We start from the raw sequence: 26,160 nt of genomic DNA, 5'->3' as shown, positions 1-26,160 counted from the left end.
CGACCGTTCAATAGCCAATGGATGCCCCTGATGACTAAAGCTTCGGCAGAATTACCCGACACGTTGGATGGCCTCAAGCAATTGCTTGAGGCCATCGAGCGGCGCGAAGTGGACATCGCCTTGGGCAGCAGCTCCAGGCGCGTGCTGATGGCGCTGATCGAATCCCCGCAACGCACCGCTGTTTCTTCGATCAGTGAGTTGGCGGAGCAACTGGACGTCAATGCCTCGACACTGTCCCGGCTGGCACAACGCCTGGGCTATGGTGGCTTCAGCAAATTGCAGGACGTGTTTCGCCGGGAGATTACCGAGGGCAAGCATTTCTACAGTGATCAGGCCTCTCGGCTGGTGGTTAATGCTGACGACAAGGACATCCTCAATCAGTTGACGCGTCTGGGTCGCCAGGAAAGCGCCAACATCGCCAGCATGATTGAGCAGGTCGATCCCGACGTGTTTGTTCAAACGGTCGACCTGCTGGCCAGTGCCCGCCGGGTGCGGATCCACGGCATGCGCCAATTCAATTCACTGGCGCTCTTCATGTCCTACGGTCTGGGCATGTTGCGCCCGGATGTGGCGGCCCTCGACTCCAGTCGCCAGGGTGTGGCCGATGCCCTTGCGCAACTGGATGAGGGCGATGTACTGGTCGTTTCCAGTTGCTTCCCCTACACCCCCAGCGTTCTGGCCACTGCCGAGGTGGCGGCCCGCCACGGGATCAAAGTCATTGCGCTGACCGACTCGTCCAGCTCGCCACTGGCCAAGGTTGCATTGCACAGCTTCTACGTACCCAATCACAGTCTGTTTTTCAGCAACAGCATGTGCGCCTTCATGCTGCTGGCCCAAGGTTTGTTGAGTGCCGTTGCCAGCAAGCTCGGCGAGGTATCGGTATCGGCATTGAAATATCGGGAGGCCCTGATCGACGAACTCAATGCTTCGCTGTGAGGCTAGGCCCCATGAACTTTCGAGCTCTGTTCATCCTGGCCGTCGAGAAGCCAAACCTCCAATTTACTTGGGTGGTTATCGCGAAAACCACACCGCCAGGCAAATCTCACACTTACACCAACCAAGTATCCAACCCAAAGCGCTTCTGAGACACAAGCTTGAAATGATCCGTGGCCAAGTCACAGCTCACCAGCAGGTTCCACGAATGGCGGGTAACCGCAGACGGGATAAGCACGAAGGGATGCTCGACCAGCAGCTCGTCAGCAAACTGCTGCTGATTGGGCGATAGTTGAGACGGGATGAGCCAATTCGGGTTCGGCACATCTTCGGGCTGAACAACCTTGATGAGATTCGAATCCAGTACTTCGAAACACGTCAGCACGTGAGGCACCCTATCCAGCGTATCGAAGCCTGCGTGGACCGCAACTTCCAGAATGGCCGTGGACGGGTCGGCGGAAGCGTAAACAACCCGGCGGCCGGGTGGGTTCCATCGGCCACCGGATAATTGCGCACCAATGCCACTGTCCCACGTGTCCTTGAAGACCTCGCGGTCGAGACGCCAAGCGTGCCACTTCCCATCCCAGGGCAAAGGATTCATTGATAGACCCCGTGTTCAATCCGGGTCAAATAGTCCTCGACGGCCTGGAAGCCGAGCGAGTTGTCGATCAGCTCCAGCGGTATATTCCCGTCCAGGTATTTGCAGGGCTTCTTCAACCAGTCCTCAGCCAGCTGCTGATCGCCAAACACGTTGATGGCGTGCTCCAGGGCCTGCGCATACTGGAAGGCGACGGTGCTTTGTTGCTGGTTTAGCCGCACGGGTTTGGTCTCCTTCGCTAAGCGCTGGACGGTCCTGACGGACTTCCCTGTTATCCGCTGAACAAGGCCGTGCGCCATGTAAAGATCGGATGTAGAAAGCATGTCCCTGACGTCGTTCAGATCAAAGCCTTCCTGTGTGTATCGGATGATCAACATGCGCGTATCACCTTTGCGCCCCTGTAACAGCACCTCAGTCGGCTTTACGCTGACCTTCTTTGCCTCCGCTGCCACGACTGCTATTTCTGTGGATTTGACGGTTGGCTTGTTTGCTTCATCTGCATTCATACCGATTACCCTCATACGACATTTGACGCAAGGATAACGCCAAATGTCGCTACTTGGGCAGTTGAGTTTGTCGGCTAGCATGTATCGCTCCCGGTACCGATCCGTCCTTACAGCATGCAATGAAGCCAAGCCTGCTGGGCGCCAGGCGGGCGAACCTCTCTTGCGTGACTGGAACTACCACGCTAACCGTCACACTTCCGACGGCCAACCTGAAAAACATGTCAGACGATTCCACGATTTTTTTGAAAGCATTCACTCGCCGTAGGTCGCGCGTTCAGTCCCACGCTGTGTGACTTTGCGAAGCTACAACCTCTGACGTCATTGCCTACAGATGCGACAGAACCGCCGGCTAGTCGCCCGCCTAAGAATATGCCCCAACCACCCACTTCACTTTCTCCAACGCCTCCCGAAGCGGGCTCATGTCCGCAGAGCCCAGCGCCAACCGAATGGCATGCGGAACATGGGCCGATATCGCAAAAGGTTCGGCGGTTGAAACCGCCACTTTTTCACGCAGCAACGCGGCGGCGACCTGGTCGGCCCTTGCGTCTTCGGACAACGGTAGCCAAAGAAAATAGGACGATGGGTGAGTCACGCACCCAAGTCCCGCCAGCACTTCAGCGGCCAGGATTTGCCTGGCCTGGGCGTCCCGACGCTTTTCATCTTCCAACTGCATGACGGTGCCGTCGTCGAGCCACGCGCTCGCAATCGCTGTCATCACGCCCGGGGTATTCCAGGTGGTGGCCCTGATGATTCGTTCCATCGCGGGCACCTTTTCGGTCGGGGCGACGACAAAGCCGACGCGTAATCCAGTGGCCACGCTCTTGGATAGGCCTGAAACATAAACAGTCCTTTCGGGAGCGAGTTCCGCCAAGGGTGCCGGTGAATCTTCGACCAGGAAGGCGTAAGCGGCGTCTTCAATAATCAACAGCCCATGCCTGCGCGCAATCGTCACCATGGCCTCGCGTTGCTCGGCATCCATCACCCAGCCCAGTGGATTGTGCAACGTCGGCATCGTATAAACCGCCTTGACGCGCCTGGCCCGGCACAGTTTGTCCAGCGCCTCCAGATCAGGTCCGTGAGCGGTTGCGGGAATGGGCACGATTTCAAGGTGCAGTGCTTCGGCCAGCACCTTGAATCCTGAATAGGTCAACGCATCCGCGGCAATCACATCACCGGGTTGCAGCAGCGCCATCATCGTCACGGTCAACCCGTGCTGGGCCCCGCTGACCATCAATACTTGCTCAGCCTCGACCGTCAGTCCTCGGGCGCGCAGATGACGCGCCACCGCAGCGCGCTCATGCAGGCGCCCGGCGTGCGGCTGGTAACGCAACAAGGATTCCAGATCGCCGGACAATGCGAGCTGGCGCAGCGCACTGCGCAACAGTTCAGCCTGGCCTGGCAGCGATGGGTAGTTGAAGTTGAGATCGGTCATACCTGTGGCAACGACTTTCTGATCGACGCCCAAGCCAGGAGCCAGCGAAGTCTCCCGCACAAAAGTGCCGCGCCCGGTCTCCCCGCTGACCAGGCCCATGGCTTCGAGCTCGGCATACACCCGACTCGCCGTCACCAACGCCAGCCCTTCTGTCGCTGCCAACTGGCGGTGCGTCGGCAAACGCGTGCCAGGCGACAATCGTCCGCAACGGATATCCGCCGCTAAAGCATCCACCAGTGATTTGTATCGTGAGCGAGGCATGCCGGGATGTATCCATGACAATATTTTGATTGTATTAATCTTCAATCATACGATGCAGCTCGTGCAAACAAAATTGAGTGTGCCTCGAAATGGAACGTGCATCGAAGCTGCAAAACCCGGTGATGGAAAAGACCGCGAGCGGATGGCTCAACGGCTTCATCGGCGTGCTCATCTTCAGCGGTTCGCTGCCGGCCACACGGTTGGCGGTTCTGGAATTCGACCCGGTTTTCCTGACCGTGGCCCGAGCCACCATCGCGGGCGTTCTGGCGCTTTGCTTGCTGCTGCTCTTTAAAGAACAGCGTCCTGGCAAACATCAACTCCTGCCTTTAGCGATCGTGGCCTTGGGCGTTGTGTTGGGGTTTCCGCTGCTGACCGCGTTGGCGCTGCAGTATGTGACGTCGGCACACTCCATTGTCTTCGTTGGCCTGTTGCCGCTGGCCACCGCTGCGTTCGGTGTCTTGCGTGGAGGTGAACATCCCCGCCCGGCGTTCTGGTTTTTCTCGGTGCTGGGAAGCGCACTGGTGGTGGGCTTTGCGGTTTCCCAGGGCCTGACAGCCAATCCCGTGGGGGACATTCTCATGTTGCTGGCGATCCTCGCCTGCGGACTGGGTTATGCCGAAGGCGCGAAGCTTTCACGGACGCTGGGAGGCTGGCAGGTCATCTCGTGGGCCTTGGTGCTGTCGCTGCCCGTCATGATCCCGCTGACCTGGTTCCTGGCACCGCCTTCGTTCTCCGGCATCAGCGCATCGGCGTGGGTCAGCCTGGCTTATGTATCGATCTTCAGCATGCTGGTCGGTTTCGTATTCTGGTATCGCGGGCTTGCCCAAGGGGGGATTGCCGCCGTCGGTCAGCTTCAGCTGCTACAACCGTTTTTCGGACTGGCACTGGCGGCCACGCTGCTTCATGAGCAGGTCAGCATTGGCATGCTGGGGGTTACTGTTGCGGTGATTCTTTGCGTGGTTGGGGCGAGGAAGTTTTCGAAGTAGGCGAGTATTTCGCTGGCCGGGCGGGCCTCTTCGCGAGCAAGCCCGCTCCCACATTTGAACGCGTTCTCCTGTGGGAGCGGGCTTGCTCGCGTAGATGGCGATACGGTCTGTCAGACTATCTTGGCCGCCGCACCGCCCTTACCTTCCCGCTCGCACCGCCGCCGCCGCAGAAGAACTGATCGGCGCCATCGGATTCAAGTCCCGAGACCCCGACGCCGACCGGCATCTTCAGACTTTCCAGCACCTCGCCGGTTTGCGGGTCGATGCGCCGCAATTCGCTCCCTTCCTCTTCCCACGTGCCATGCCAAAGCTGGCCCTCGACCCAGGTCACCCCGGTGACAAAGCGGTTGGACTCGATGGTACGAAGCACAGTCCCGGTCTCGGGATCGATCTGATGAATTTTCCGGTCGCGGTACTCACCGACCCACAGCGTCCCTTCAGCCCAGGTCAATCCTGAGTCGTTACCACCGCCGGGCGCGGGGATGGTGTTGAGCACGCGTCCGGTCTTCGGGTCGATTTTCTGGATGCGATCCTCGGCGATCTGAAACAGGTGCTGGCCGTCGAAGGCGGTGCCGGCATGGGCGGCGACATCGATCGAGCGCAGCGTCTGGCCGGTCGCGGGGTCCAGGGCGTTGAGTTTTTCGCCGCTGGCAAACCAGACGTGCTGACCGTCCCAACTGACGCCATGGACCGTGTCGACGCCGGCAAAGGGGCCATATTCACGGAGGATTTCTGCTGCTGACTGTTTCATGTCGTTGTCCTCTTTACGGGTGGGTGGCGTTCATCCTAGTCACCGGGCAGAGGAACCGGGAGTAACAAGGTCGTCGCGAAACCCGGCACCGGCGGGGTCATCCAGCGACGCGTGCGGCCGTGACCGAACGACTGCAGTTTGCCGCTGGAGGCCAGTTCGTCGAGTGCGCGTTGCACCGTCCGTTGGCTGGTGCCAAGGGCAAGTGCCAGGGCAGAGCTCGACCACGACTCACCGTCAGCGAGCAAGGCAAACACCGCCGCATGTTTCTCTTCGACCGGCTGTGCCAACACCACAACATCAGGGGTAGCCAGCGGCACCAGGGCAAATCCGCGTTGGGTCGCCGTCACGCCGGCCAGCGGTTTGAGCGCTGCGCGCAGTCGTCCGATTTCGACGCGCAAACGCGCGCGAAGGGACTCATCGGTGTGCTTCAAACGAAAGGCCCGGGTGATGAGGACTTCCCTCGGCACGTCGGCGGGCCAGGCTTCGGCCAGGGCCCGTGCGATGGCGAACAACACCGGGCGCGTGGCGAGGGAAACCGACATGCCGGCGCCACGCACAGCATATCGACACGCGTCCACGACCAGTGACGTTGACGCGAGCAGCGCTTCGACGTCATCCAGCAGCAAAGGCGTTTGCTCGCCATGGGCAATCAGCCGCGCCGCGGGAGTGTTCAGGACGAGGGATACGTTTTCGACTTCTGCCGTCAGCGCAGGAATGGCTGCGTCGCGTGCGGCGTGCTCGGCTCTGGTGAGAGCCGCCCGCGCTTTTTTCGTGTCGAGTCGTCGCATCGCGATTCCCGCCACAACCAGTTCATGGGCGGCGCGTAATGCCGGCGGCAATGGAGCGGGATCAAGTTCGGCGAGCAGCCCTTCGGCCTCATCGAGCCGCCCGATCAGCAGCAGACGCCGAATTTGCAGATACCGCGCAAGGGCAGCGTTGGCCCGATCACCGTGGGCTTCCAGCGTGATCCGCGCCGAGTCGAGCGCCTTCACCGGCCAACCCAGGTCCCGGGAAGCCAGTGCGATCTCGGCCTCGGCGACCACACAGCGCGCCCGGGCCACGGCCTCCTTTGGACCAAACGCCCTCGCCGCCTTCTGCACCAGCGCCTTGGCCCGAACCAGATCACCCAGTTGCGCCATGGCGATACCCCGAAGCGCAAGCGCTGGAGCGTCTTCTCGCAGCGCGACCCGGTTCAGCGCGCCGAGCGGATCACCCGCGGCCAGTGCTTGCGCTGCGGCTGTGATCAGCGAGTCCATCTGAATCCCGTCACATTGGTCACTCCTTTGTCGGATACCCGCTGTGAGTCTATCTCATGGGATTTTCTGTGCTTGTGCGGCCGTCTTCGCGGGCAAGCCACGCTCCCACAAGGGTTATGTGTCGATTACCCATCCGGTGAACGACGTCGATCCGCGAAGAGGCCCGCACAGTCAGTCAATATCCTTCCTGCAGATGCTCAATCATGCGCATCTTCGGGCAAGCGATGCTCCCGACAAATCAGCTCGATTTCCTGTGATTCCAGAGGCTCCTGAGTCAACCCACAAAAGGGCCCTCCCGCCACCGTCTGATGGAAGCGGCAGCTGCGGCAAAGCCCGAAGCTCGGCACGTTCTCCCCTTGCTGAATATGTCTCAGCAGCTCCAGCAGCAACCCTTCCAGCTCCTGTGACCGTGCGCCCATGCGCCTGGCCGCGGCGACGAGAAAATCCGGGGGGATAACGGCGCCCAGGAGCGTCCGGGCCGGCGCAGTCAACGCCAGGTGCACGCTGCGTTTGTCTTTGGCGTCCTGGGTTTTGGTCAGCAGCCCTTTGCTTTCCAGCGCCTTGAGCGATTGCGAGACCGTGCCCTTGGTCAGCCCCAGGTACTCGGTGACCGCCAACGGTGTGTTGGAGTAGCGATTGCAGCGCCCGAGGTACATCAGCGCGCTCAACTGAATCGGTTGCAGATCCGTCAACTTCGGGTGCTCGCGGAACCAGACGCGCGTCAGGCTCGACAGCCTTTCCAACAAATCAAATAACACGGGGCATTTCCTGATCAACAGCGTTGATAAATAGTATCGGATAAAAACCTTGTGGCAATAAATCGATTTACCGTAGGCTTTGTGGTGTCGATTCGAAACATAACCCGAAGGAGAGCAAATGATGAACGTAAAAGTATTCGATACCCACGTGCGCACCAAAGACGGCCGCTACCTGCACTTCGATGTGTTGATCGACAGCAACGACGCCGAACTGGCGAAGTCGTACGCCCGCCGATTCCTTGATGAACAGGGCGTTCAGGACGAAGATATTTCGTTGAATGAATGCCGGTTCTGCCACGTTGAACCGACGAATCCGGTGGTGGCCGAGGCGATCGCCAGGCAAGGTCACTTCATCATCAAACTGCAAGGTTGCGAGGAGAAATGACATGAACGCGTATCAGCCCTTGAACTGCGATCTGCATGACTATCTGGAAATCGCCTGCCTGCGCGGCTATCGACTGGACATCGAGCTGATCGATGGCGCACGCCTGATCGCCAAGGCGCTGACCACGCGAACTTCCAGCAACAAGGAAGAATTCCTCTGCCTTGAAACGGCGGAAGGCCCGCAGGAGGTCCGCCTGGATCAACTGCTGGCCGTTACGCCGCTGGATGAAAATGCGCAGTTTGGACGGATCGTGTTGGCGGGTGCGGTCTGCGCTTTCTAGTATTGGCGGTTTCAATGCCCGTTTGCGGCTGTGTTTGTGCTGCCGTCTTAGCGGGCAAGCCACGCTCCCACAAGGTGAAATGTCGATCACCCTTTCTGTGAACGATGCCAATCCACTGTGGGAGCGTGGCTTGCCCGCGAAGAGGCCCTCAAAAACACCACACACATAACAACCTCCCCCAACCCGCCAAGTCATACGACCTCTTCGCCTTTTTACTTGCCCGGCAAACTCAAAAACGGTACAAACCCCCTCAAGTTGTACGACAACATCAAAACCAAGCCATCCACTGCCAAGATGGCACGTACCGTTTCGAGCCCCCGCCATGACTCGCGAGACCGTCCAAACCGCTTCCTCTCCATTCCCTCGCCACCTCGCCGTGCTGATTTTGCTGTGCATGGGCTGTGCGTTCGCCGGCAACCATGTCGCGGCTCGGGTGGCGTTCGATGATGGCGCCGGTGTGTTGCTGGCGATTCTGATGCGCTCGGGCGGGACGTTGCTGGTCTTGGCCGCGATGGTGTTGTGGCAGCGCCAGAGTCTGCGCTTGCCGCCGGGCGCCTGGCGTTGGCAACTGATATTGGGATTGCTGATCACCGCGCAGAGCCTGTGCCTGTATTCGGCCGTCGCCCGGGTCCCGGTGGCGCTGGCGTTGCTGGTGGCCAATGTCTTTCCGATCTTGCTGGCGCTGCTGACCTGGGCGCTGGGCGGATCGCGACCGACCGCGCGCACCGCCACGCTGATGGGCCTAATTCTGGTGGGACTAGTGTTTGTATTGGATGTGCCGGGACGCCTGTCAGCCAACACCAGCGTCGGCCCGAAGTGGTTGCTCGGTGTGGCGCTGGCCTTCTGCGCCGCCAGCGTCTTTGCCTGCGCACTGTGGATCACCGACCACAAACTTTCCCAGGTGCGTGGCTCGGTGCGCAGCCTGCTGACCATCTTTATCGTCTTCAGCAGCGTCAACCTCGCCGGTTTGACCGGTGCCCTCCCCGGCGGCCTGAACCTGCCGGCGAGCAACACCGGATGGCTGGCACTCGCCACCCTGGTCGTGCTCTACGGCACCGGGTTTATCGTGCTGTTCATCTCGGTGCCGCGCCTGGACATGCCGCGAAATGCGCCGGTGATGAACATCGAGCCGCTCGCGACGTTGTTGATGGGGTGGATCGTGCTGGACCAGATGCTCAGCGCCGGGCAGGTCATCGGCGGTGTGATCGTGGTCACCGGCATTGTCCTGCTGACCTACCGCAAGACCGATCGCCCTCAAAGCAAATTGACCTCCGGCGCGAAACCGCAATCTCTCTAGAACTGCCGATTTTAATCAGAAAAACAAAAAGCCCCGCCCCTTTCAGAAGGGACGGGGCTTTTTTGCTGACCACCGATCAAGCGACCGATCGAGAAGCACTCAGCAGCAACGCGTCGTGCATGCCCGTTTGCCGTAGCGTGCTTCCTGGCGCTCACGAAAAAACGCTGAATAGCTCATCACCGGCTCGTCCGGATGATTGAGCGCCATTTGCGCGACATAGTTGTCGTAATCCGGAACGCCCACCATCAGGCGCGCGCTCTGGCTGAGGAACTGGGCGGCTTGCTGCAGTTTGCGGAACATGGCAACGATCTCTCTGTGTAGTCTGGGTGCGTTCCATGAAACCGCGCGCATGTATCTGTAATGTGTCAGCGCCTGGGGGATTTGTATGTTCAAGTAGCAGCGACCTCGGCCGGTGAGCTGCGACTTTTTCGACGATCGGCAATGAGGGCTGATTTATCCCGTCGATTCGAAGCACCAACCCTCTATTCCGGCCCTTTCAACCTGGCGCCCGGAATTCGCTACTCGGCCCGCAGGCACGCTACAAACATTTGCTTACAAAACAGCCATTCATAAAAATCGATCCTGTACTAACGGGTGTTACGTTACTGCGCTTAATCGGGCCATGAAGTTGCCTAGCAGTAATGATGCGCATCAAATTACCCAGTATCCCTGCCCTCGGTGCTTACCTCGCACTGACCTGCTTGTTTGCGTCTGCATGGTTCGTCAATCCTGCCAATACGCACTCCTCCTTTGCCCTGATCAGTCCGGTGATGGCCGTGGCCGGTCAAGTGGCCAAGCCCATTTATACCAGCCGTTTCGCCTCCTCCGGGCTGGTGGACTTCGTGCATTCCTCGGCGGTGACAGCCCTGCCTGACGGTAGCCTGATGACGGTCTGGTTCGCCGGCTCTCGCGAAGGCGCCTCCGACGTACAGGTGCGCTCCGCGCGTTTCGACGCGAAAACCGGTGAATGGGGAGCGGAACAGGTACTGGCGACCCGGGATTCGACCCAGCAAGGCACGCAAAAATACATTCGCAAACTGGGCAACCCGGTGGTGGCACTCGCGCCGGACAATCGCTTGTGGTTGTTCTACGTGTCCGTGTCCATGGGTGGCTGGGCCGGCAGTGCGGTCAATGTGATGGTTTCAGACGACTTTGGTGGAAGTTGGTCCGCACCACGCCAGCTGATCACTTCACCCTTCCTGAACATCAGCACCCTGGTCCGGTCGGCACCGGTGTTCCATGCCGACGGCTCCATCGGCTTACCGGTCTACCACGAGTTTCTGGGCAAGTTTGCCGAGTACCTGTACTTGAGCGCAGACGGTGACGTGATCGACAAATTCCGCATCAGCCACGGCACGAATTCATTGCAGCCCACAGTGGTTCCACTGGATGGGCAGCGCGGCATCGCCTTGTTGCGCTATGCCGGCAATACCCATCACCGTGTCCTGGCGACTCGCACGGAAGATGCCGGGCAAACCTGGAGCGAACCGTATCCGCTCGACCCGTCGAATCCGAACTCTTCGCTGGCAGCCGTCGCGACACCCGAACACGGGTTGCTGGTAGCGCTCAACGACCTGCAAGAAGGTCGCTTCAAGCTGAGCCTTTATGGCACTGACGAAAAAATGGACGATTGGCGCTCGTTGCGGGACCTGGACAAATCACCGGATTCATCCGGTGCTGCGTTTTCACCCGAGGCCTACAAGGAAATCATCGGCAAAGAGTTCCGCGGTTCCAGCGGCGCGCTTCGCCAGCCACTTGAGGCGCAATTCCTGAACAACCTCGACAACCGTGTCTGTAAGCGCGGAGTGTGTGAGTTTGAATATGAATATCCGTACTTCATCCGCAGTCCCGACGGCATGTATCACCTGGTTTATTCCTGGAACAACACTTTCATCAAGCACGTCACCTTCAACGAAGCGTGGCTGTCCGAGCGTCTCAAATGATTAACCTTTGGCAAGCCCATGTCAGTTTCGCACTGCTCATCTTCCTGGTGCTGCCCTCTTTCGGGTTGAACAGGGTTGCGCGTATCGCGCTGCTGGTTGCATTGCTGGCCGCCAGTTTCATACCGCTGGATGGTTTGTCGTTGGCCGTGTATTTGCGCAGCCACATCGATGACCTGGCGATCACGACGTTGGTGTTCATGGTGTGGGGCTGTTTACGTCGACTGGGTGTCCTGGCGCCCGCGCCGCTGGATAAAACCATCGTAATGATCATCTTTGCCGTGTTAGCGCTGGTGCTGTACCCGGCAACGCTAGGGTTGAGTGACCTGGACCCTTACCGGTTCGGCTACAGCCCGCGTCCGATGCTGATTTTCTTCGCGCTGCTCACCTTGGGCCTGTTTTACCTGCGCAACGGCCTGGCCGTCGTGATGTTGGCCTGCGCGACCCTGGCCTTCGTCGCCGGGATAAAACCTTCGCAAAACTACTGGGATTACCTGGTTGATCCGCTGCTGGGTCTGTATTGCTGCGCGGCACTTGTGATGCTTGCTGTGCGCTGGACCTATGGTGCGCTGATCAAGCGGCGCGGCTCAGCGCGAAACGTATCTGGATCTGTTTGAGATTCAACGACATTTTTTACAGGGGAACATGGATGGGTTGGCTGCAATCGAGACGTTTACATTACTGGCTAGGCGCAACAGCGATTCTGTTCGCGCTGTTTGCACTGCTGCGGGTGGTGTTCTTTTTCGGCTTTTCCGGTTTCGACGCCAAAGCCCTGATCAATGAAGATGCCGCCCTGGAAACCCTGGGCATCGGCTTTCGTTTCGACCTGCGCCTGGCCATTCTGGTGATGGTGCCGTTGGCGTTGCTGGCCTGGATTCCGCGCTGGAACCTGGTCGGCAGTCGCCTGCTTCGCCGGATCGCCCAGGTGTATCTGGTCGCCATGCTGAGCGCCCTGCTGCTGATCTACATCATCGATTTTGGTCATTACGCGTACCTGGGCGTGAGGATCAACGCCACCGTGCTGCGCTTCATCGAGGATGCGCAAATATCCCGCGACATGGTCTGGCAAACCTACCCGGTGATCTGGATTTCACTGGGTTGGCTGGCCACGGTTGTACTGGTGACACTGGCCCTGACGCGTCTGGAACGCGTGACGCTGGACCGCCCTCGCAAGCGCATTCACCCGCTGTCCTTGATATGGGGTGGCGTGTTGATGGTCGTGGTGGTGCTGTTGGGCATCTTGGGCCGTGTCGAGAACATGAACCTGGAAAACCCTGTGCCGCTGCGCTGGAGCGATGCGTTTTTCTCGGGCAATAACCAGGTGGCCGCGTTGGGCCTGAACCCGGTGATTTTCCTTTACGACACGGTCAAGGTCGGTCAGTCGCGCTATGACGAAGCGCAGGTGCGCGAACACTACGCAGCAATGGCCAACTACCTGGGCGTCGACAAGCCCGATCCGCAAACCCTGAATTTCGTCCGTCACCAGGCGCCACAACCCTACAAAGTCCCCGGTTCCCGGCCACCGAACGTAATGTTCGTCATGCTTGAATCGCTGGGCACCAGCGCCGTCGGCGCCTATGGCAACCCGATCAATCCGACGCCCAACATCGATCGCCTGGCCACGCAGAGCTGGTTCTTCGAGCACTTCTACGTGCCGGTCACGGGCACCGCAAAAACCGTGTGGGCCAGCATTACCGGGGTGCCTGACGTCACGCGTCAGGAAACCGCGACGCGTAACCCGCTGATCACCAAACAGCACTCATTGATCAACGCCTTCACCGGTTACGAGAAGATCTACACCATCGGCGGCAATTCCGGTTGGGCCAACATGAATGCCTTGATCCGGCAGAGCATCGACGGCGTTCGCCTGTTCGAAGAGCGGGATTGGAAATCGCCGGTGGTGGATGTCTGGGGCATTTCCGATCTGGATCTGTTCAAGGAAACCGACCAGATCCTGCAAGCACTGCCCAAGGACAAACCGTTCTTTGCGTATGTGCAGACGGCTGGCAACCATCGCCCCTTTACGATTCCCAAGACCAATGACGGGTTCGAGGTCAAGCACCCCACCCTGGCGGAAGTCCAGGCCGCAGGATCGCGCAGTGTCGAGCAATACAACGCCGTGCGCTTGCTGGACTTCAACATTGGACGCTTGATGGAAATCGCCAAGGCTGGCGGCTGGTACGAAAACACCATTTTCGTGCTGTTCGGCGACCACAACACCCGTATCGCCCAGATCCCTTTCCTGGCACCGGCCTATGAGCAACTGGGCCTGGAAAGCAACGCTGTCCCGATGATCATCCACGCACCGGGGCTGATCGGGACGCGCAAGGTCAAGGAAGCGGTTGGCCTGGTGGACTTGCTGCCAACCGTGGCGGGCATGTCCGGTCTTGAGTTCCGCAACGGCGGCATGGGTCGTGATATCCAGCAGCCGGCGCCCGAGGGTGAACGCGTGGTACCACTGGTATTGCGTGAGGGGACGTTCCCATTGATCGCGGGCGTGACTCAACACTACATGGTGCAGATGGAACACGACGGCAGCTCGCCGACGCTCCACGACCTGGCCTCACCGACGCCGCTGGACAACGTGGCGCCGCAGAACCCGGAAGAGTTCAAGCGCCTGTCAGAACTGACCCGCGCCATGCATGAAACCTCAAGGTTGATGCTGTACCAGAACGTGCGTGAATAACGGCTTCAGCCTAAAAGCCCGTGTCTCTGGTTCAGAGCGCGGGCGAATCAGTCTGCTGCCCCTGGCGCTGAAACTCACGCGGGCACACGCCGAATCGGGCTCGAAACTCGCGAGAGAAATGCGCACCGTCGGCAAACCCGCAATCCATGGCGATCTGCGTGATGCTGCTGTGACTGTTCACCAGCAACCAACTGCCGTACTCGACGCGTAGCGAGCGTTGAAACTCCATCGGTGAAATGCCCAGCGACTGCTGGAAGGCGCGTGTCAGCTGCCGCCGCCCAAGTCCCACATACCGCGCGATGGCATCCAGGGTGGGCAAGCTGTCCATGCGTTGCTCGATATAGTGCGCGGCCTGTCGAACCCTCTCATCCTTGATATCCGCCAGGTTTGCATAGAAATGCGCCTGCGGTTGCCGCCCTTGGCGAATCCCCTGCAACATCATATGCCGCACCGCCTGCTGGGCTTTTTCACGCCCGCAATGCCGCGTCACCAGATACAACCCCAGATCGATCGCGGCCGTTGAGCCGGCACAGGTAATCAGATCGCCCTCGTCAATGAACAGGTGATCGACCGCCGCCGGCGTTTTCGGAAAACGTGCGCGGAACGCATCCAGCACATTCCAGTGCACGCACACCGAACGATTTCCCACCACGCCCGCTTGTGCCAGCGCGAACGTGCCCGTGCAGATGCCCAATAACCGTGTGCGACTGTTCGCGGCGCGCTGCAGCCAATCACGCAAGTTGTTGGGCAGGTAGGTGTTGGGGTAATCGTTACCGCCACAGACGGCCACATAGTCGAATTCGTCGAGGTTCTCCGCCAGGCCGCCGGACACCTCCAGCACAATTCCGGCGCTGGAGGTTCGCGGCAATCCATCGACACTCATCACCCGCCACGCGGTATGAATCTGCCGACTGCCGCCCCCCAGGTCGGCGGACAAGCGCAGCACATCCACGAAACCTGAAAACGCCGCCAGCGTGAATTGGTCCAGCAGGACCAACCCCACCGACAGCTGCGGTCGAACAGCCGCCTCGGCACCGGGCCGATCAGGCGAAGCGTGGCTATCGTGATGGATCTGAGTCATTTTGGGCATGACCTAACTATTCAACTTTAAGACCCCAGTGTGCAAGCGCTCGCCTCGATGTTACGAGCAAGATGCAGACAAGGGGAACAGTACAACAACGCCCCAGAGGACATGAGATGAGACTTAAAACTCGCAATAAAATCACAGTCGCGCTTTCCCTGGCAGGCTGCATCTCCTCACAAGGCGCCATGGCGGATCAGCAAAAGCTGACCGTCGCGTTGTACGGCGGTAACTGGGGTGAGGCCTTCCTCAATTGTGTTGCAGAACCTTTCACGAAGGCGACCGGGATTCCCGTCGCCGCGGAAGTCGGCACCTCGACCACCACCCTGGCGAAACTCCAGCAGCAGAAGTCCAGCCCGACCATCGACGTGGCGTGGATGGATGGCGGCATCAGCGAACTCGCCTATGCCGCCGGTGTACTCGCCGATCTCGACCCGGCTGCCATTCCAAACCTGAAGAACGTCGTGGATAAAGCGGTGTACACCGATGCCGGCCATACCTTCGCCGTCAGCAGCGGTTATTACTCCCTCGGCCTGACCTACAACACCAAGGAAATCAAAGACGCACCCACCAGTTGGAAGGATCTGTGGAAACCGGAATTCGCCGGCGCCATTGCCCTGCCCTCGCCCGCCAACTCTTCCGGGGTGCCGTTTGTATTCTTCATGGCCGATGTCTGGGGCATCGACCGCAGCAACCTCGCGCCGATCTACGAAAAGCTGGGTGCGCTGGACACCGCACTGTTCTTCGACAGTTCGGGCGCCGCCACCAACGCCTTTCAGAGTGGCGAAGCGATCATCGGCGCGCACTTCAACGTCGGTGCCTGGGACTTGATCGATAAGGGCGCGCCCATCGGTTTCACCATTCCCAAGGAAGGCGCATGGGCCACCGACGCGCGCCTGCACCTGATCAAGGGTGCGGGCAACAGCAAGGCCGGCGAGCAATTCATCAACACCGCGCTGACCAAGGAAGCGGCGTCCTGCCTTGCCGGCAAGCTGTACCTGGGGCCAGCAGTCAAAGGCGTGGAAGTCTCCGATGACGTGGCGCGCAAGTTGCCATGGGGCGCGGGCGGTTCGGTCAGCGACCTGCGCCTGTTCGACTGGGCACAGATCAACGCGCAGCGCGCGAGCGTCACCAACGACTGGAACCGCAAAGTCTCCGCCAACTAGCTCAAGAGGTCTGCAATGTCAGTGTTATTGAGCATAGACAGCGTCTGCAAAAGCTTTGGGCCGTTCCAGGCACTGGACAACATCCACCTGGACATCGAGCAGGGCGAATTCATCGTCCTGCTCGGCCCCAGCGGGTGTGGCAAGACCACTCTCCTGCGCTCCATCGCCGGTTTCATGCAGCCCGATTCCGGGACCATTTCGATCGATGGCCAGGATGTCAGTCGGCTGCCGCCGTATCGTCGACCGCTGAATACGGTCTTTCAGAATTACGCCCTGTTTCCGCACATGACCGTATTGGAAAACGTGGCGTACGGACCCCGGCGCCAAGGTGTCAATCGCAGCGACGCCCGGGCTCAGGCTCGAGAAGCGCTGGCGCTGGTTGGCCTGGAAGCGCTGGAAGATCGTTTCCCGCGCGGGATGTCCGGTGGGCAGCAGCAGCGTGTGGCGCTGGCACGCGCCATCGTCAATAAGCCGAAACTGCTGCTGCTCGATGAGCCGCTCTCGGCGCTGGACATGAAACTGCGCAAGCGCATGCAGCTGGAACTCAAGCATCTGCAGGCCAAGCTCGGCATTGCGTTCATCTTCGTCACCCACGACCAGGAAGAAGCGATGACCATCGCCGACCGCATTGTGGTGATGAATGCCGGGCGCATCGAACAGACCGGTTCCAGCAGCGAGATCTACAGCAAGCCGGCCTCGCGCTTCGTCGCGGACTTCATCGGCGAGGCCAACCTGATCGGCTATGAGGCCAGCGATAACGGTGAGATCCGCCTGGCGATCCGTCATAAACCGATGTTGAGCGACGCAAAAAATCTGTTGCCTCGCGGGGTGGCCGTCCTGCGCCCCGAGCATTTGCAGGTGCTGGATACCTCAAGCCCCGAGACCGCCAACTGCTACGAAATCCAGGGCACCGTGACCGATATCGTCACCGTGGGCAGCCACACCTTGATCCATACGCAAATTGATGGGCAGCCAATCGTGGCGCGCACCATGGGCTTCCCCAGGGCCGACCTGATGGCCGGCAGTGCCGTGCGCCTGGGCTTCAACCCGGCTCATCTGCACTTGATCGGGGAGTCGGTATGAAACGCAAGACGCTCGCCCCGCTATTGATGCTCTTTGCGGCATTGGCGTTTTTCACGGCGTTCTTTCTCGCACCGTTCGCCGTGGTGATCTTCGCCAGCCTGACCCAGGGCGCCGATCAGGCGTTCACCCTTGACCACTACATTCGGGTGTTGGGCGATCAATACCACTGGGACGTGATCCTGGTGACCTTCCGCATCGCCGCGCTGACTACCGTGATCTCGTTGCTGCTCGGCTACCCGCTGGCCTGGTACTTAGTGCGTGTCGTGAAGTGGCGAGCCTGGCGCCGAGCTTGTGTGATCTTGCTGGTGGTGCCGATGTTCACCAGCAACATCGTCCGCTCGTTCGGCTGGATGGTGCTGCTGGGGCGCAAAGGGCTGGTGAACCAAAGCCTGATGGAAACGGGGCTGATCGACACGCCGGTGCGTTTCCTGGGCACTGAACTCGGCATCCTGATCGGCATGGTGTACATCCTGCTGCCCTTCATCGTGCTGGCCGCCGGCAACGCCCTGGCGCAGGTCGACCCGGCCTACGAACAAGCCTCCGAGGACCTCGGTGCCAGCCCTCGTGCGACCTTTTTCCATGTGGTGCTGCCACTGACCATGCCCGGGATCATCTCCGGCTCGATCATGGTATTCACCCTGGCGGCCAGCGCCTACGTCACGCCGGCACTGCTGTCGGGTGGCCGAATCTCGGTGCTCTCGATGCTGATTTTCCAGCAATACAGTTCGGTCTTCGACTTCAACTACGGCGGCGCGCTGAGTGTCGTGTTGCTGATCTTTACCTTGATCATGGTCGGGTTGGCCGGACGCGTCGGCAGTATCCGAGGGAGCAACCAATGATGACTCGCATGCTGGTTCGACTGGTGGCCTGGGCCGTGCTTGGCTACATGCTGCTACCACTGGTGGTGATTCTCGGCGTCTCGTTGACCGCCTCGTCTTTCCTCGCGTTCCCACCCCAAGGCTGGACGCTGGACTGGTACGGCAAGATGCTCAGTGACCCGAGCTATGTCGCCTCCTTCGCCACAAGCACCCTGCTGGCCCTGGCCGCGACCGTTGTCGCCGTGCTGCTCAGCGTACCGGCCGCACTGGCGATGGCGCGTTACGAGTTTCCCGGCAAAGGCGCGATCCTCGCGGCCCTGACTTCACCGCTGGTGTTCCCGCACATCGTCCTGGGCGCCGCGCTGTTGCAGTTCGGCGGCTACTTCGGCCTGACCCGCAGCTTTCTCGCGCTGTTGATTGGCCACACGGTGATCATCTCGCCCTTCGTCCTGCGCTCGGTGCTGTCCATGCTGACCCCGGAGCAACGCGCCCTGGAAGAAGCCTCCAGCGATCTGGGCGGAACACCCTGGGCCACCTTCTTTTTCGTGGTGCTGCCGCAGATCCGACCGGGGATCGTGACCGGGTCGATCTTTGCCTTCATCTCGTCATGGATCAACGTGGAATTGTCGATCTTCAACACCACCCCGGACCTGAACACCATTCCGGTGAAACTCTTCAACTATGTGCAGTACACCGTCGACCCGACCATTGCTGCCGCGTCCGGCGCAACCATTATCGTCGTCGTAGCGGCCGTGATCATTCTTGATCTGTGCATCGGCCTCGACCTTTTGTCAGAACGCAAATAACCCCCCTCGTACATCCCGTAAGCCAGGAGTTCAGTCATGCGCATGCAAGACACGTTCGATGTCATCTATACCCATACCGAAGGCGAACCACTGTGCATCGTGCACAGCGGCATTCCCTACCCCGCCGGCTCCAGCATTCTGGCCAAGCGGGCCTTTCTCGAGCAGAACTATGACTGGCTGCGCAAGGCGCTGATGCAGGAGCCTCGCGGTCACAAGGACATGTTCGGCGTCTTCCTCACCCCGCCTTCAAGCAGTGAATTCGACGCCGGCCTGATCTACATGGACGGCAGCGTGTACTCGCACATGTGCGGCCACGGCACCATTGCCGTGAGCATGGCGATGGTTGCACTGGGCCTGGTGCCGCGCGGCGCCGATGGCATCACCAAAATCCGCTTCGAAACCACCGCAGGACTGGTGGTCGCCGAGGTGGCGTCCGAAGGCGAAAACGTACTCTGGACCCGTTTTGAAAACGTGCCCGCCTACGTCGCGGCCCAGGATATCCCCGTGCACCTGCCCGGCTATGGCGATCTGAAAGCCGACCTGGTCTGGGGCGGCAACTATTTCGGCATCGTCGACCTGACCAACTGCGACCTGCGCATCAGCCCGGAAAACGGCAGCGAACTGTCGCGCCTCGGCCTGCTGGCCCGTGACCAGATTCAGAAACAACTGAAGATCCAGCACCCGACCGAGGCCCACATCAACGACCTCAACTTCATCACCTTCTGGCACCCTGCCACGATCGAAGGAGCGTTCTACAAGAACGTCCACGTCTTCAGCGCCGGTCAGCTCGATCGCTCTCCCGGCGGCACGGGCACCAGCGCGATGATGGCGATGTTCGAGGCACGGGGAAAACTGGGGCTCAATCAACCCATTCTGTCTGAAGGCCTGCTGGGTAGCGGCACTTTCGAAGGTTGCCTGCTCGGCGAAGTGGACCTGAACGGAACCCGCGCGGTGCGCCCGACGGTCAAGGGCACGGCGAGCATTTTGGGCACGTCGCGCTGGGTGATCGAGCGAAACGACCCTGTCGGCGCAGGTTTCGTCGTCAACTGAGTGGCCGCAGCACCGCACCTCCTGAGCACTCGTCTGCCGCAAACGCCCGTTGCACTGCATCGGGCGTTTTTTTTGCGCGCTAATCCCCAGCCCTCGGTTAAAAGATTCTGCCTATCGTGCCCCAACACTCCACCTATTAGCTGACTTCCCGACTGGGGTCTAACCTTAATCTGGCGCCGGCAACATAGCTGGCCGGTAGAGAGCTGATAAGGAGACAGGAATGAGTCAAAAGCGTGACTAGGCCTCCCGTGGGCCATCGTGCAGGCACGTCGATTGCCGCTGTTGAGCATTACCCCGTGGTCGAAACAATCAGTTGATCGAATTGCTGGCCCTGCAGCCTGTGTCATTGATTTGGCTCGTCGCTATCCAACGCCCAGCCCGGGCCGGATAGCTGGATGAACACGACCTAAAGGTAGCTCACACATGGCAAATGAATCGAAATGCCCGTTCAATCACGCCGCTGGTGGTGGCACGACGAACCGCGATTGGTGGCCGAACCAACTGAATCTGAAGATCCTGCACCAGCACTCGTCCCTGACCGATCCCATGGACGAAGGCTTCAACTACGCCGAAGCGTTCAAAAGCCTGGATTTTGAAGCGGTCAAAAGAGACCTGAATGCGCTGATGACCGATTCGCAAGACTGGTGGCCAGCGGACTTCGGTCATTACGGGCCGCTCTTTATCCGCATGGCCTGGCACGCCGCAGGCACGTACCGCACCGGTGACGGGCGTGGTGGCGCCGGCTCCGGCCAGCAACGCTTTGCGCCGCTCAACAGTTGGCCGGACAACGTCAGCCTGGACAAGGCACGCCGGCTGCTCTGGCCGATCAAGCAAAAATACGGGCGTAACATTTCCTGGGCAGACCTGATCGTCCTCACGGGCAACGTCGCCCTGGAGTCCATGGGCTTCAAGACCTTTGGATTTTCCGGCGGTCGTCCGGACGTCTGGGAACCGGATGAAGACGTCTACTGGGGCTCGGAAAACAAATGGCTGGGCGGCGACACCCGCTACGGCAAAGAGAACGAACCCATGCAAGAGCCCGGCGAAGGGCCGCTCGTTGCCGAGCCGGGGGAAAACGAGGAGAGCCGCACCGAACAGGGTCGCAACCTGGAAAACCCGCTCGCCGCCGTGCAAATGGGCCTGATCTACGTGAACCCGGAAGGCCCGGAAGGCAACCCCGATCCGCTCGCGGCCGCGAAAGACATTCGCGAGACCTTCGGGCGCATGGCGATGAACGACGAAGAAACCGTCGCACTGATCGCCGGCGGCCACGCCTTCGGCAAGACCCACGGAGCCGGACCTGCCGACAACGTCGGCGCCGAACCCGAAGCCGCTGACATTCACCAGCAGGGTTTGGGCTGGAAAAACAGTTTCGGTACCGGCAAGGGCCCGGACACCATCACCAGCGGCCTGGAAGTGACCTGGACCACCACCCCCACCAAATGGAGCAATAACTACCTGGAAAACCTGTTCGGTTTCGAGTGGGAACTGAGCAAGAGCCCGGCGGGCGCGAACCAATGGGTCACGAAAAACGGCGCTGGCGCCGGCATCATTCCGGATGCCCACGACCCGTCCAAACGTCGCAATCCGACCATGCTGACCACCGACCTGTCGCTGCGATTCGACCCGATCTACGAACCGATTTCACGGCGCTTCCTGGAGAATCCGGAGCAGTTGTCCGATGCCTTCGCCCGCGCCTGGTTCAAGTTGATCCACCGCGACATGGGGCCGCTCTCGCGCTACCTCGGCCCGGAAATGCCGGCCGAAGAACTGCTGTGGCAAGACCCTATTCCGGATGTCGATCATGAGTTGGTCAACGACAGTGATGTCGCCGCACTCAAGAGCAAACTTCTGGCCTCGGGCCTGTCGGTCTCGCAGCTTGTATCAACGGCTTGGGCGGCAGCTTCCAGCTTCCGTGGCTCCGACAAACGCGGCGGTGCCAACGGCGGACGCCTGCGTCTGGCCCCACAGAAATTCTGGCAGGCCAACCAGCCTGAGCAACTGGCAAACGTGCTGGCGAAACTTGAAGGCATACAGCGCGAGTTCAACAGTGGCGGCAAGAAAATCTCCTTGGCCGACCTGATCGTCCTGGCTGGTAGCGCCGGCGTCGAACAAGCAGCGAAAAATGCCGGCCACAGCGTTACGGTGCCTTTCACACCTGGTCGGATGGACGCCACGCAAGAGCAAACGGATGTGGAATCCTTCGGGTTCCTCGAACCTATCGCCGATGGCTTCCGTAACTACCTCAAGTCTCGCTACCGCGTATCGGCTGAGGCGCTGTTGATCGACAAGGCGCAACAACTGACCCTCACCGCACCCGAAATGACCGCGCTCATCGGCGGCCTGCGCGTGCTGAACACCAACGTCGGACAAACCAAACACGGCGTATTCACCCAGCAGTCGGAAGCTTTGACCAACGACTTCTTCAAAAACCTGCTCGACATGGGCGTGGAATGGAAACCGACTTCGGAGGCCAATGAAGAGTTTGAGGGGCGTGATCGCAAAACCGGCGCAGCGAAGTGGACGGCGACGCGTGTCGATCTGGTCTTTGGCTCCAATGCGCAGTTGCGGGCTTTGGCGGAGGTCTATGCCTGCGACGACGCGAAAGAGAAGTTTGTAAAAGACTTCGTAGCGGCGTGGGCCAAGGTGATGAACCTGGATCGGTTTGATCTGAAGTAACGCCAGCGTACTGCTGGAAAACCGCAACGCCTCCCTCGTGGAGGCGTTGTGCTTTTTTCGGATCGCTGGAATGACTAAACGGGGGAAATCGTCGCAAGCACACCAATCAAGATGGTTAACACCAGAAAACCACCCAGGAAAATTGCCATCTTGGCCATCGGGGCCTCCGAAATTGTGAAGGTGCGGTGCAGCGGTTGCTGCGACTGCGGAGCGTGCCGTCATTGTGAGCCTGAGGGCGGGTGCATTACAGACGCAGATGGCGAAGGAAAATACGGATCAGACTAAAATCCACTTACGCAAAAGCCCGCTGACCGTTACCGGTTCAGCGGGCTTTTTATTGCTCATCACGTAGAAACTCAGGCTTTTTAGCAGGTCGCTTGCCGCGTCTTCTCATCCGCCGAGCGCGATGATCGCGGCGATGAGTACGGCGCCGGTGATAGCCATCGCGACGCCGCCCAACCATGGTTTTGCGCCTGCATATCGCGCAAGTATCCAACCGGCGATGAACAGCACCCCGAGCCCGACCAGATTAGACAGACGTACGGCGAGAGCCGTCTGATCAAGCAGCAGAAACGGCACCACAAGAGGGAATGTTGAAAACACCACCAACAGGAAAACGCCGACTGCGCCCTTGAAATCATCCCAGCCGAGGCGCGGCTGCGCCGGCATCGCTGATAACTGGATCAGGCGACGACGTAGCAATTCCAGCTCCTCAGTGCCGGCCGCTGCCATGAGACGCGGCGGTAATGCCTCAGCAATAAGCGCTTGCCCGGCGGCCGCATCGGCCGTCCCGCATAGACTTGCGCGCAGGGTGCGGTTGCGCGTGCGCTCGATCAGGGTTCGCAGCAAATACATCACCGCATCCGCGAGCCCCCAGGCGAGGTTGCAACCCAGCGCCGCGATCATCATCGTACGCTCCGCCTCCTGGCCAGCCGTCGCCACGCTGATTGTTCCTGTGAAAGTCATCGCCATGAGCAAGCCGAAGATGACCTCCGTGACTCGCTCGACAGGATCAAGCACACGTGCCCTCTTTTGTACTCCAGTACTTTGCATGGGTTCATCCTCGCCACGACTGCGTCCGCGCGATGCCCTTTAGGTTCACAAGCCAGAGCACCCTGGGGCATGTCTCAACCCACTTGATTGTAGTTTGAAAAAATCTTGTCCTCCTGCGGCGTCGGACTTCCACCAACGGAACCCAATGCTCAGCAAGCGTCCGGTGATCACGCCTGGCGAATGGCGGTGTGCTACGGAAAAATGAACTGTTTCATGGCTGCCATTATTGCGATCACCAGAACGGCGAGTCCCACTGCGCAAGTCCATTCGGATTCCGAGGTATAGGCAAACCAAGAGCCCTTCGATGGGTGTTTACCTAGCGTGACAAGCCTCACGATGGGCCAACCAACAGGAAAGCAGATGCCGCGAAAAATCACTTCGATCAGTGGATCAAGCACGCTCGTAGGTCCTTTTTTTGGGCGGTAGCAACGATTGTAGCGTCTGGTCATTTCACTGAACCAAGTGATAGATGAACGCTTAACAACTGTGGCGAGGGAGTTTGCCCTCTCGCCACAGCAGACCGTACCTACGCAGGCGGATCAATCTGATCCAGCACCCGGTTCGCCGTGATCTCCGCCAGCATGATGCTGTTTGAAATGCCCAGCAGCGCATTGCGCGACCCACCGTCCAGATGATCCACCAAGTGATGGACCATCACATCGACCGAGGCCAGCGTCTCGACCAGATAAACCATCAGGGTTTCGGTATTGATCGCAGGGTCCACGGTAAACAGCGAGCTGGGTGTGCGCGGTGTGGCTTTGATATCGGCCGTCGAGGGGAAGTGAAAATCGAGTGCGCGTTCGGCGGCCTCGTTGAGTTTTTTTGAATCGGGTTCGTACGGGGATGCTGGATCGGTGTCTGGCGGGTTGGGTGTGACCTTGAACATTCGCTGATACTCCTGAATGGAGCCGCTAATGCTTCTCTACTAAAAGAAGGGTGGCGGCTGTACGCAGGTTAGTAGACCGGGGAGTATCAGCAATTACCGGCGCGCCGAAGCGCCCTGCGCACAGCCACCATCAAGTAAAGGTAGGGAATTACCTGCCTGACAGAGCTTTTGCACTTTGCTGATGACACCAAGGGCTACTAAACCCGACCACTGAAGGGCAGTGGCAGGGAAACGATAGAGGCTAGCCCCACGGCGCACAAGCCGGCGGATTCTGGCGTACCCGTAGGCAACGGCGCAAGGTCTTGTGGCTTTCAGGAAGTAACCCACAGCGCTTTTAAACATGCACTCGTGCGCGACGTTTAATAATCGGGTATGCGCGTCTTACACGAGGTGAAGGCTCGAGATTTCAAAGATGAATTTGACGTTTTTTGAAGTTGACCGCCGCAGATGTGGTGCAGAAAAAGCAGGCGGCCCTTTCCTCGTCCCCTTTCCTCCCAGTCTCGCTAAGAGGAGTGAGTAGCTCGTGGGAGCGATGCGATCATTTGATCAAAGGCCGCTACCGCATACCTTCCATCAAGGCTTTTCAAAGTCGGCATCGCTGAAGGAAAACCGAACTGCACCCGGCCGGGAAGTACCTTTTCGATGGCGGAGTACCAGTTTAAAAGAGCAGTTTGGAGTCGCACGTGTAGCTCAAATCTACCCCGTCGGCGGTTCGTGTCTGCTTGAGCACGCTGTCGCGCGAGCTGCGGATCGATGCTGCCAACAATGTAATAGTCAGCGAAGCCAATCCGCCTCTGGGCTATCGTTTCTCGTGTAGCCGCCAACTCCAATCGCCAGTCGTGTTCGCTTGCCTCGCCGATTTGCCAAAGGCTCCAAATGTAGTGGAGCTTGAGGGGATCGCTGTCGCACAAAGCCCACGAAGACATTTCTTCCATGGCGAGCGCTGCCTGCCAGCGATCTACGTTTCGCTCTGCCCAGAAAGTTGCCGCTCCGACTGGGTCTTGCAGTCGATCCGGCTCGTCCTTAAAACGTCCATTTTCAGGAATGACATGCTGCCCTCCATGCTTTGCGCACCAAGTGGTTTTCCCGCTAGCGCTGATACCGTCGACAACTAAAATCATGGTTCTGACTGCTTCGAAAAATGTGAGAAAAGTGAGAAAAGAAGACGAAATCTATTTTTGCCGCATCAATGGACCCGCAACGCAACTGGGCTCGTGGCCACCGCACAAGCTTCCTAAGTTCGGTCTGTCTCGAGCGCGAACACCCGACGGCTAAGCGACGCCAAATACGCCAAACCAACCACATCGAAAAAAACCCATCCCCGAGTCCTAACTGAAAAAGCCTTAACGGCTTGGCCAGGAAAAATACTCAGCGCATTACTTGTCGATGAGACTTCGTGAGACTTGTTTCCGATATAAGGCGCATTTCTGGAGTCAAGAAGACCGACGTGCAACGTACCGGATACGTCC

The 26,160-nt window shown here is 59.4% G+C and carries 26 protein-coding genes; 14 read left to right on the top strand and 12 right to left on the bottom strand.

Features of this window, described 5'->3' with window-relative positions:
• The first annotated feature begins 30 nt into the window (after positions 1 to 30).
• Positions 31 to 936: a MurR/RpiR family transcriptional regulator gene (locus ACA055_RS11495; RefSeq protein WP_497683727.1), complete on the top strand. Its 906-nt coding sequence runs from the start codon at positions 31 to 33 to the stop codon at positions 934 to 936.
• A gap of 112 nt (positions 937 to 1,048) precedes the next feature.
• Here ACA055_RS11495 and ACA055_RS11490 read toward each other — a convergent pair whose 3' ends face one another.
• The 3 genes from ACA055_RS11490 to ACA055_RS11480 form a co-directional block, all read right to left on the bottom strand.
• Positions 1,049 to 1,534 carry an RES family NAD+ phosphorylase gene (locus tag ACA055_RS11490; protein WP_497683726.1) on the bottom strand — a complete coding sequence of 162 codons (486 nt, stop codon included), beginning with the start codon at positions 1,532 to 1,534 and terminating at the stop codon, positions 1,049 to 1,051.
• Positions 1,531 to 2,037 carry an Xre family toxin-antitoxin system antitoxin gene (locus tag ACA055_RS11485; protein ID WP_497683725.1) on the bottom strand — a complete coding sequence of 169 codons (507 nt, stop codon included), beginning with the start codon at positions 2,035 to 2,037 and terminating at the stop codon, positions 1,531 to 1,533. Before ACA055_RS11485 ends, ACA055_RS11490 begins: the two co-directional genes overlap by 4 nt.
• Positions 2,038 to 2,398: 361 nt before the next feature.
• Entirely contained in the window at positions 2,399 to 3,730 is a 1,332-nt protein-coding gene (locus tag ACA055_RS11480) for an aminotransferase-like domain-containing protein (RefSeq protein WP_497683724.1), read from the bottom strand.
• 89 nt (positions 3,731 to 3,819) lie between these two features.
• On the opposite strand from ACA055_RS11480, the gene ACA055_RS11475 reads away from it, so the two are divergent.
• Positions 3,820 to 4,716, top strand: coding sequence for a DMT family transporter (locus ACA055_RS11475; protein WP_497683723.1), 897 nt, complete (start codon positions 3,820 to 3,822; stop codon positions 4,714 to 4,716).
• A gap of 115 nt (positions 4,717 to 4,831) precedes the next feature.
• Here ACA055_RS11475 and ACA055_RS11470 read toward each other — a convergent pair whose 3' ends face one another.
• The 3 genes from ACA055_RS11470 to ACA055_RS11460 all read right to left on the bottom strand — a co-directional run bounded on the left by ACA055_RS11470 (position 4,832) and on the right by ACA055_RS11460 (position 7,481).
• Positions 4,832 to 5,467: a Vgb family protein gene (locus ACA055_RS11470; protein ID WP_497683722.1), complete on the bottom strand. Its 636-nt coding sequence runs from the start codon at positions 5,465 to 5,467 to the stop codon at positions 4,832 to 4,834.
• Between the two features lie 35 nt (positions 5,468 to 5,502).
• Positions 5,503 to 6,723 (bottom strand): helix-turn-helix domain-containing protein, encoded by a 1,221-nt coding sequence (locus ACA055_RS11465; RefSeq protein WP_497683721.1) that lies wholly within the window; start codon positions 6,721 to 6,723, stop codon positions 5,503 to 5,505.
• A gap of 197 nt (positions 6,724 to 6,920) precedes the next feature.
• Positions 6,921 to 7,481, bottom strand: a complete 561-nt coding sequence (locus ACA055_RS11460; RefSeq protein ID WP_497683720.1) for a MarR family winged helix-turn-helix transcriptional regulator — start codon at positions 7,479 to 7,481, stop codon at positions 6,921 to 6,923.
• A 121-nt stretch (positions 7,482 to 7,602) separates the two neighbouring features.
• On the opposite strand from ACA055_RS11460, the gene ACA055_RS11455 reads away from it, so the two are divergent.
• The 3 genes from ACA055_RS11455 to ACA055_RS11445 all read left to right on the top strand — a co-directional run bounded on the left by ACA055_RS11455 (position 7,603) and on the right by ACA055_RS11445 (position 9,443).
• A complete protein-coding gene (locus tag ACA055_RS11455) occupies positions 7,603 to 7,866 on the top strand; it encodes a DUF2024 family protein (protein ID WP_497684388.1) in 264 nt (87 codons plus the stop codon).
• 1 nt (position 7,867) lies between these two features.
• Positions 7,868 to 8,146 (top strand): Rho-binding antiterminator, encoded by a 279-nt coding sequence (locus ACA055_RS11450; protein WP_497683719.1) that lies wholly within the window; start codon positions 7,868 to 7,870, stop codon positions 8,144 to 8,146.
• Positions 8,147 to 8,468: 322 nt separating this feature from the next.
• On the top strand, positions 8,469 to 9,443 hold the full coding sequence (locus tag ACA055_RS11445; RefSeq protein ID WP_497683718.1) for an EamA family transporter: 975 nt from the start codon (positions 8,469 to 8,471) through the stop codon (positions 9,441 to 9,443).
• Positions 9,444 to 9,542: 99 nt separating this feature from the next.
• Here ACA055_RS11445 and ACA055_RS11440 read toward each other — a convergent pair whose 3' ends face one another.
• Entirely contained in the window at positions 9,543 to 9,743 is a 201-nt protein-coding gene (locus ACA055_RS11440; RefSeq protein ID WP_497683717.1) for a YbdD/YjiX family protein, read from the bottom strand.
• A 344-nt stretch (positions 9,744 to 10,087) separates the two neighbouring features.
• Here ACA055_RS11440 and ACA055_RS11435 point away from each other — a divergent pair, with 344 nt between their 5' ends.
• From ACA055_RS11435 to ACA055_RS11425, 3 genes are read left to right on the top strand one after another with little or no spacing between them, the layout of a single operon-like run.
• Positions 10,088 to 11,386: a sialidase family protein gene (locus ACA055_RS11435; RefSeq protein WP_497683716.1), complete on the top strand. Its 1,299-nt coding sequence runs from the start codon at positions 10,088 to 10,090 to the stop codon at positions 11,384 to 11,386.
• Positions 11,383 to 12,000, top strand: a complete 618-nt coding sequence (locus tag ACA055_RS11430; RefSeq protein ID WP_497683715.1) for a hypothetical protein — start codon at positions 11,383 to 11,385, stop codon at positions 11,998 to 12,000. Before ACA055_RS11435 ends, ACA055_RS11430 begins: the two co-directional genes overlap by 4 nt.
• A 32-nt stretch (positions 12,001 to 12,032) precedes the next feature.
• Entirely contained in the window at positions 12,033 to 14,069 is a 2,037-nt protein-coding gene (locus ACA055_RS11425; protein ID WP_497683714.1) for an LTA synthase family protein, read from the top strand.
• A gap of 31 nt (positions 14,070 to 14,100) precedes the next feature.
• On the opposite strand, the gene ACA055_RS11420 is transcribed toward ACA055_RS11425, so the two are convergent.
• Positions 14,101 to 15,150, bottom strand: coding sequence for a GlxA family transcriptional regulator (locus ACA055_RS11420; protein ID WP_497683713.1), 1,050 nt, complete (start codon positions 15,148 to 15,150; stop codon positions 14,101 to 14,103).
• Positions 15,151 to 15,266: 116 nt separating this feature from the next.
• On the opposite strand from ACA055_RS11420, the gene ACA055_RS11415 reads away from it, so the two are divergent.
• The 6 genes from ACA055_RS11415 (at position 15,267) to katG (ending at position 22,752) form a co-directional block, all read left to right on the top strand.
• Positions 15,267 to 16,316: an ABC transporter substrate-binding protein gene (locus ACA055_RS11415; RefSeq protein ID WP_497683712.1), complete on the top strand. Its 1,050-nt coding sequence runs from the start codon at positions 15,267 to 15,269 to the stop codon at positions 16,314 to 16,316.
• A gap of 15 nt (positions 16,317 to 16,331) precedes the next feature.
• Positions 16,332 to 17,399: an ABC transporter ATP-binding protein gene (locus ACA055_RS11410; RefSeq protein WP_497683711.1), complete on the top strand. Its 1,068-nt coding sequence runs from the start codon at positions 16,332 to 16,334 to the stop codon at positions 17,397 to 17,399.
• Positions 17,396 to 18,238 (top strand): ABC transporter permease, encoded by an 843-nt coding sequence (locus ACA055_RS11405; RefSeq protein WP_497683710.1) that lies wholly within the window; start codon positions 17,396 to 17,398, stop codon positions 18,236 to 18,238. The genes ACA055_RS11410 and ACA055_RS11405 overlap by 4 nt, the downstream gene beginning before the upstream one ends.
• Complete coding sequence (locus ACA055_RS11400; RefSeq protein WP_497683709.1) at positions 18,235 to 19,023, top strand: ABC transporter permease; 789 nt, start codon at positions 18,235 to 18,237, stop codon at positions 19,021 to 19,023. The genes ACA055_RS11405 and ACA055_RS11400 overlap by 4 nt, the downstream gene beginning before the upstream one ends.
• A gap of 36 nt (positions 19,024 to 19,059) precedes the next feature.
• Positions 19,060 to 20,073, top strand: a complete 1,014-nt coding sequence (locus ACA055_RS11395; protein WP_462022764.1) for a proline racemase family protein — start codon at positions 19,060 to 19,062, stop codon at positions 20,071 to 20,073.
• 423 nt (positions 20,074 to 20,496) lie between these two features.
• Positions 20,497 to 22,752: a catalase/peroxidase HPI gene (gene katG, locus ACA055_RS11390; protein WP_497683708.1), complete on the top strand. Its 2,256-nt coding sequence runs from the start codon at positions 20,497 to 20,499 to the stop codon at positions 22,750 to 22,752.
• 390 nt (positions 22,753 to 23,142) lie between these two features.
• Here the strand turns inward: katG and ACA055_RS11385 are convergent, their stop codons facing one another.
• The 4 genes from ACA055_RS11385 to ACA055_RS11370 all read right to left on the bottom strand — a co-directional run bounded on the left by ACA055_RS11385 (position 23,143) and on the right by ACA055_RS11370 (position 25,812).
• Positions 23,143 to 23,805, bottom strand: coding sequence for a hypothetical protein (locus ACA055_RS11385; RefSeq protein ID WP_497683707.1), 663 nt, complete (start codon positions 23,803 to 23,805; stop codon positions 23,143 to 23,145).
• A gap of 191 nt (positions 23,806 to 23,996) precedes the next feature.
• Entirely contained in the window at positions 23,997 to 24,203 is a 207-nt protein-coding gene (locus ACA055_RS11380) for a hypothetical protein (protein WP_497683706.1), read from the bottom strand.
• A 128-nt stretch (positions 24,204 to 24,331) separates the two neighbouring features.
• Positions 24,332 to 24,691 carry a DUF6124 family protein gene (locus ACA055_RS11375; protein WP_497683705.1) on the bottom strand — a complete coding sequence of 120 codons (360 nt, stop codon included), beginning with the start codon at positions 24,689 to 24,691 and terminating at the stop codon, positions 24,332 to 24,334.
• A gap of 503 nt (positions 24,692 to 25,194) precedes the next feature.
• Positions 25,195 to 25,812 (bottom strand): hypothetical protein, encoded by a 618-nt coding sequence (locus ACA055_RS11370; RefSeq protein WP_497683704.1) that lies wholly within the window; start codon positions 25,810 to 25,812, stop codon positions 25,195 to 25,197.
• Positions 25,813 to 26,160: the final 348 nt, after the last annotated feature.

This window comes from Pseudomonas sp. LBUM1657 (assembly GCF_059716075.1).
This window is presented reverse-complemented; position numbering and strand designations above follow the sequence as displayed.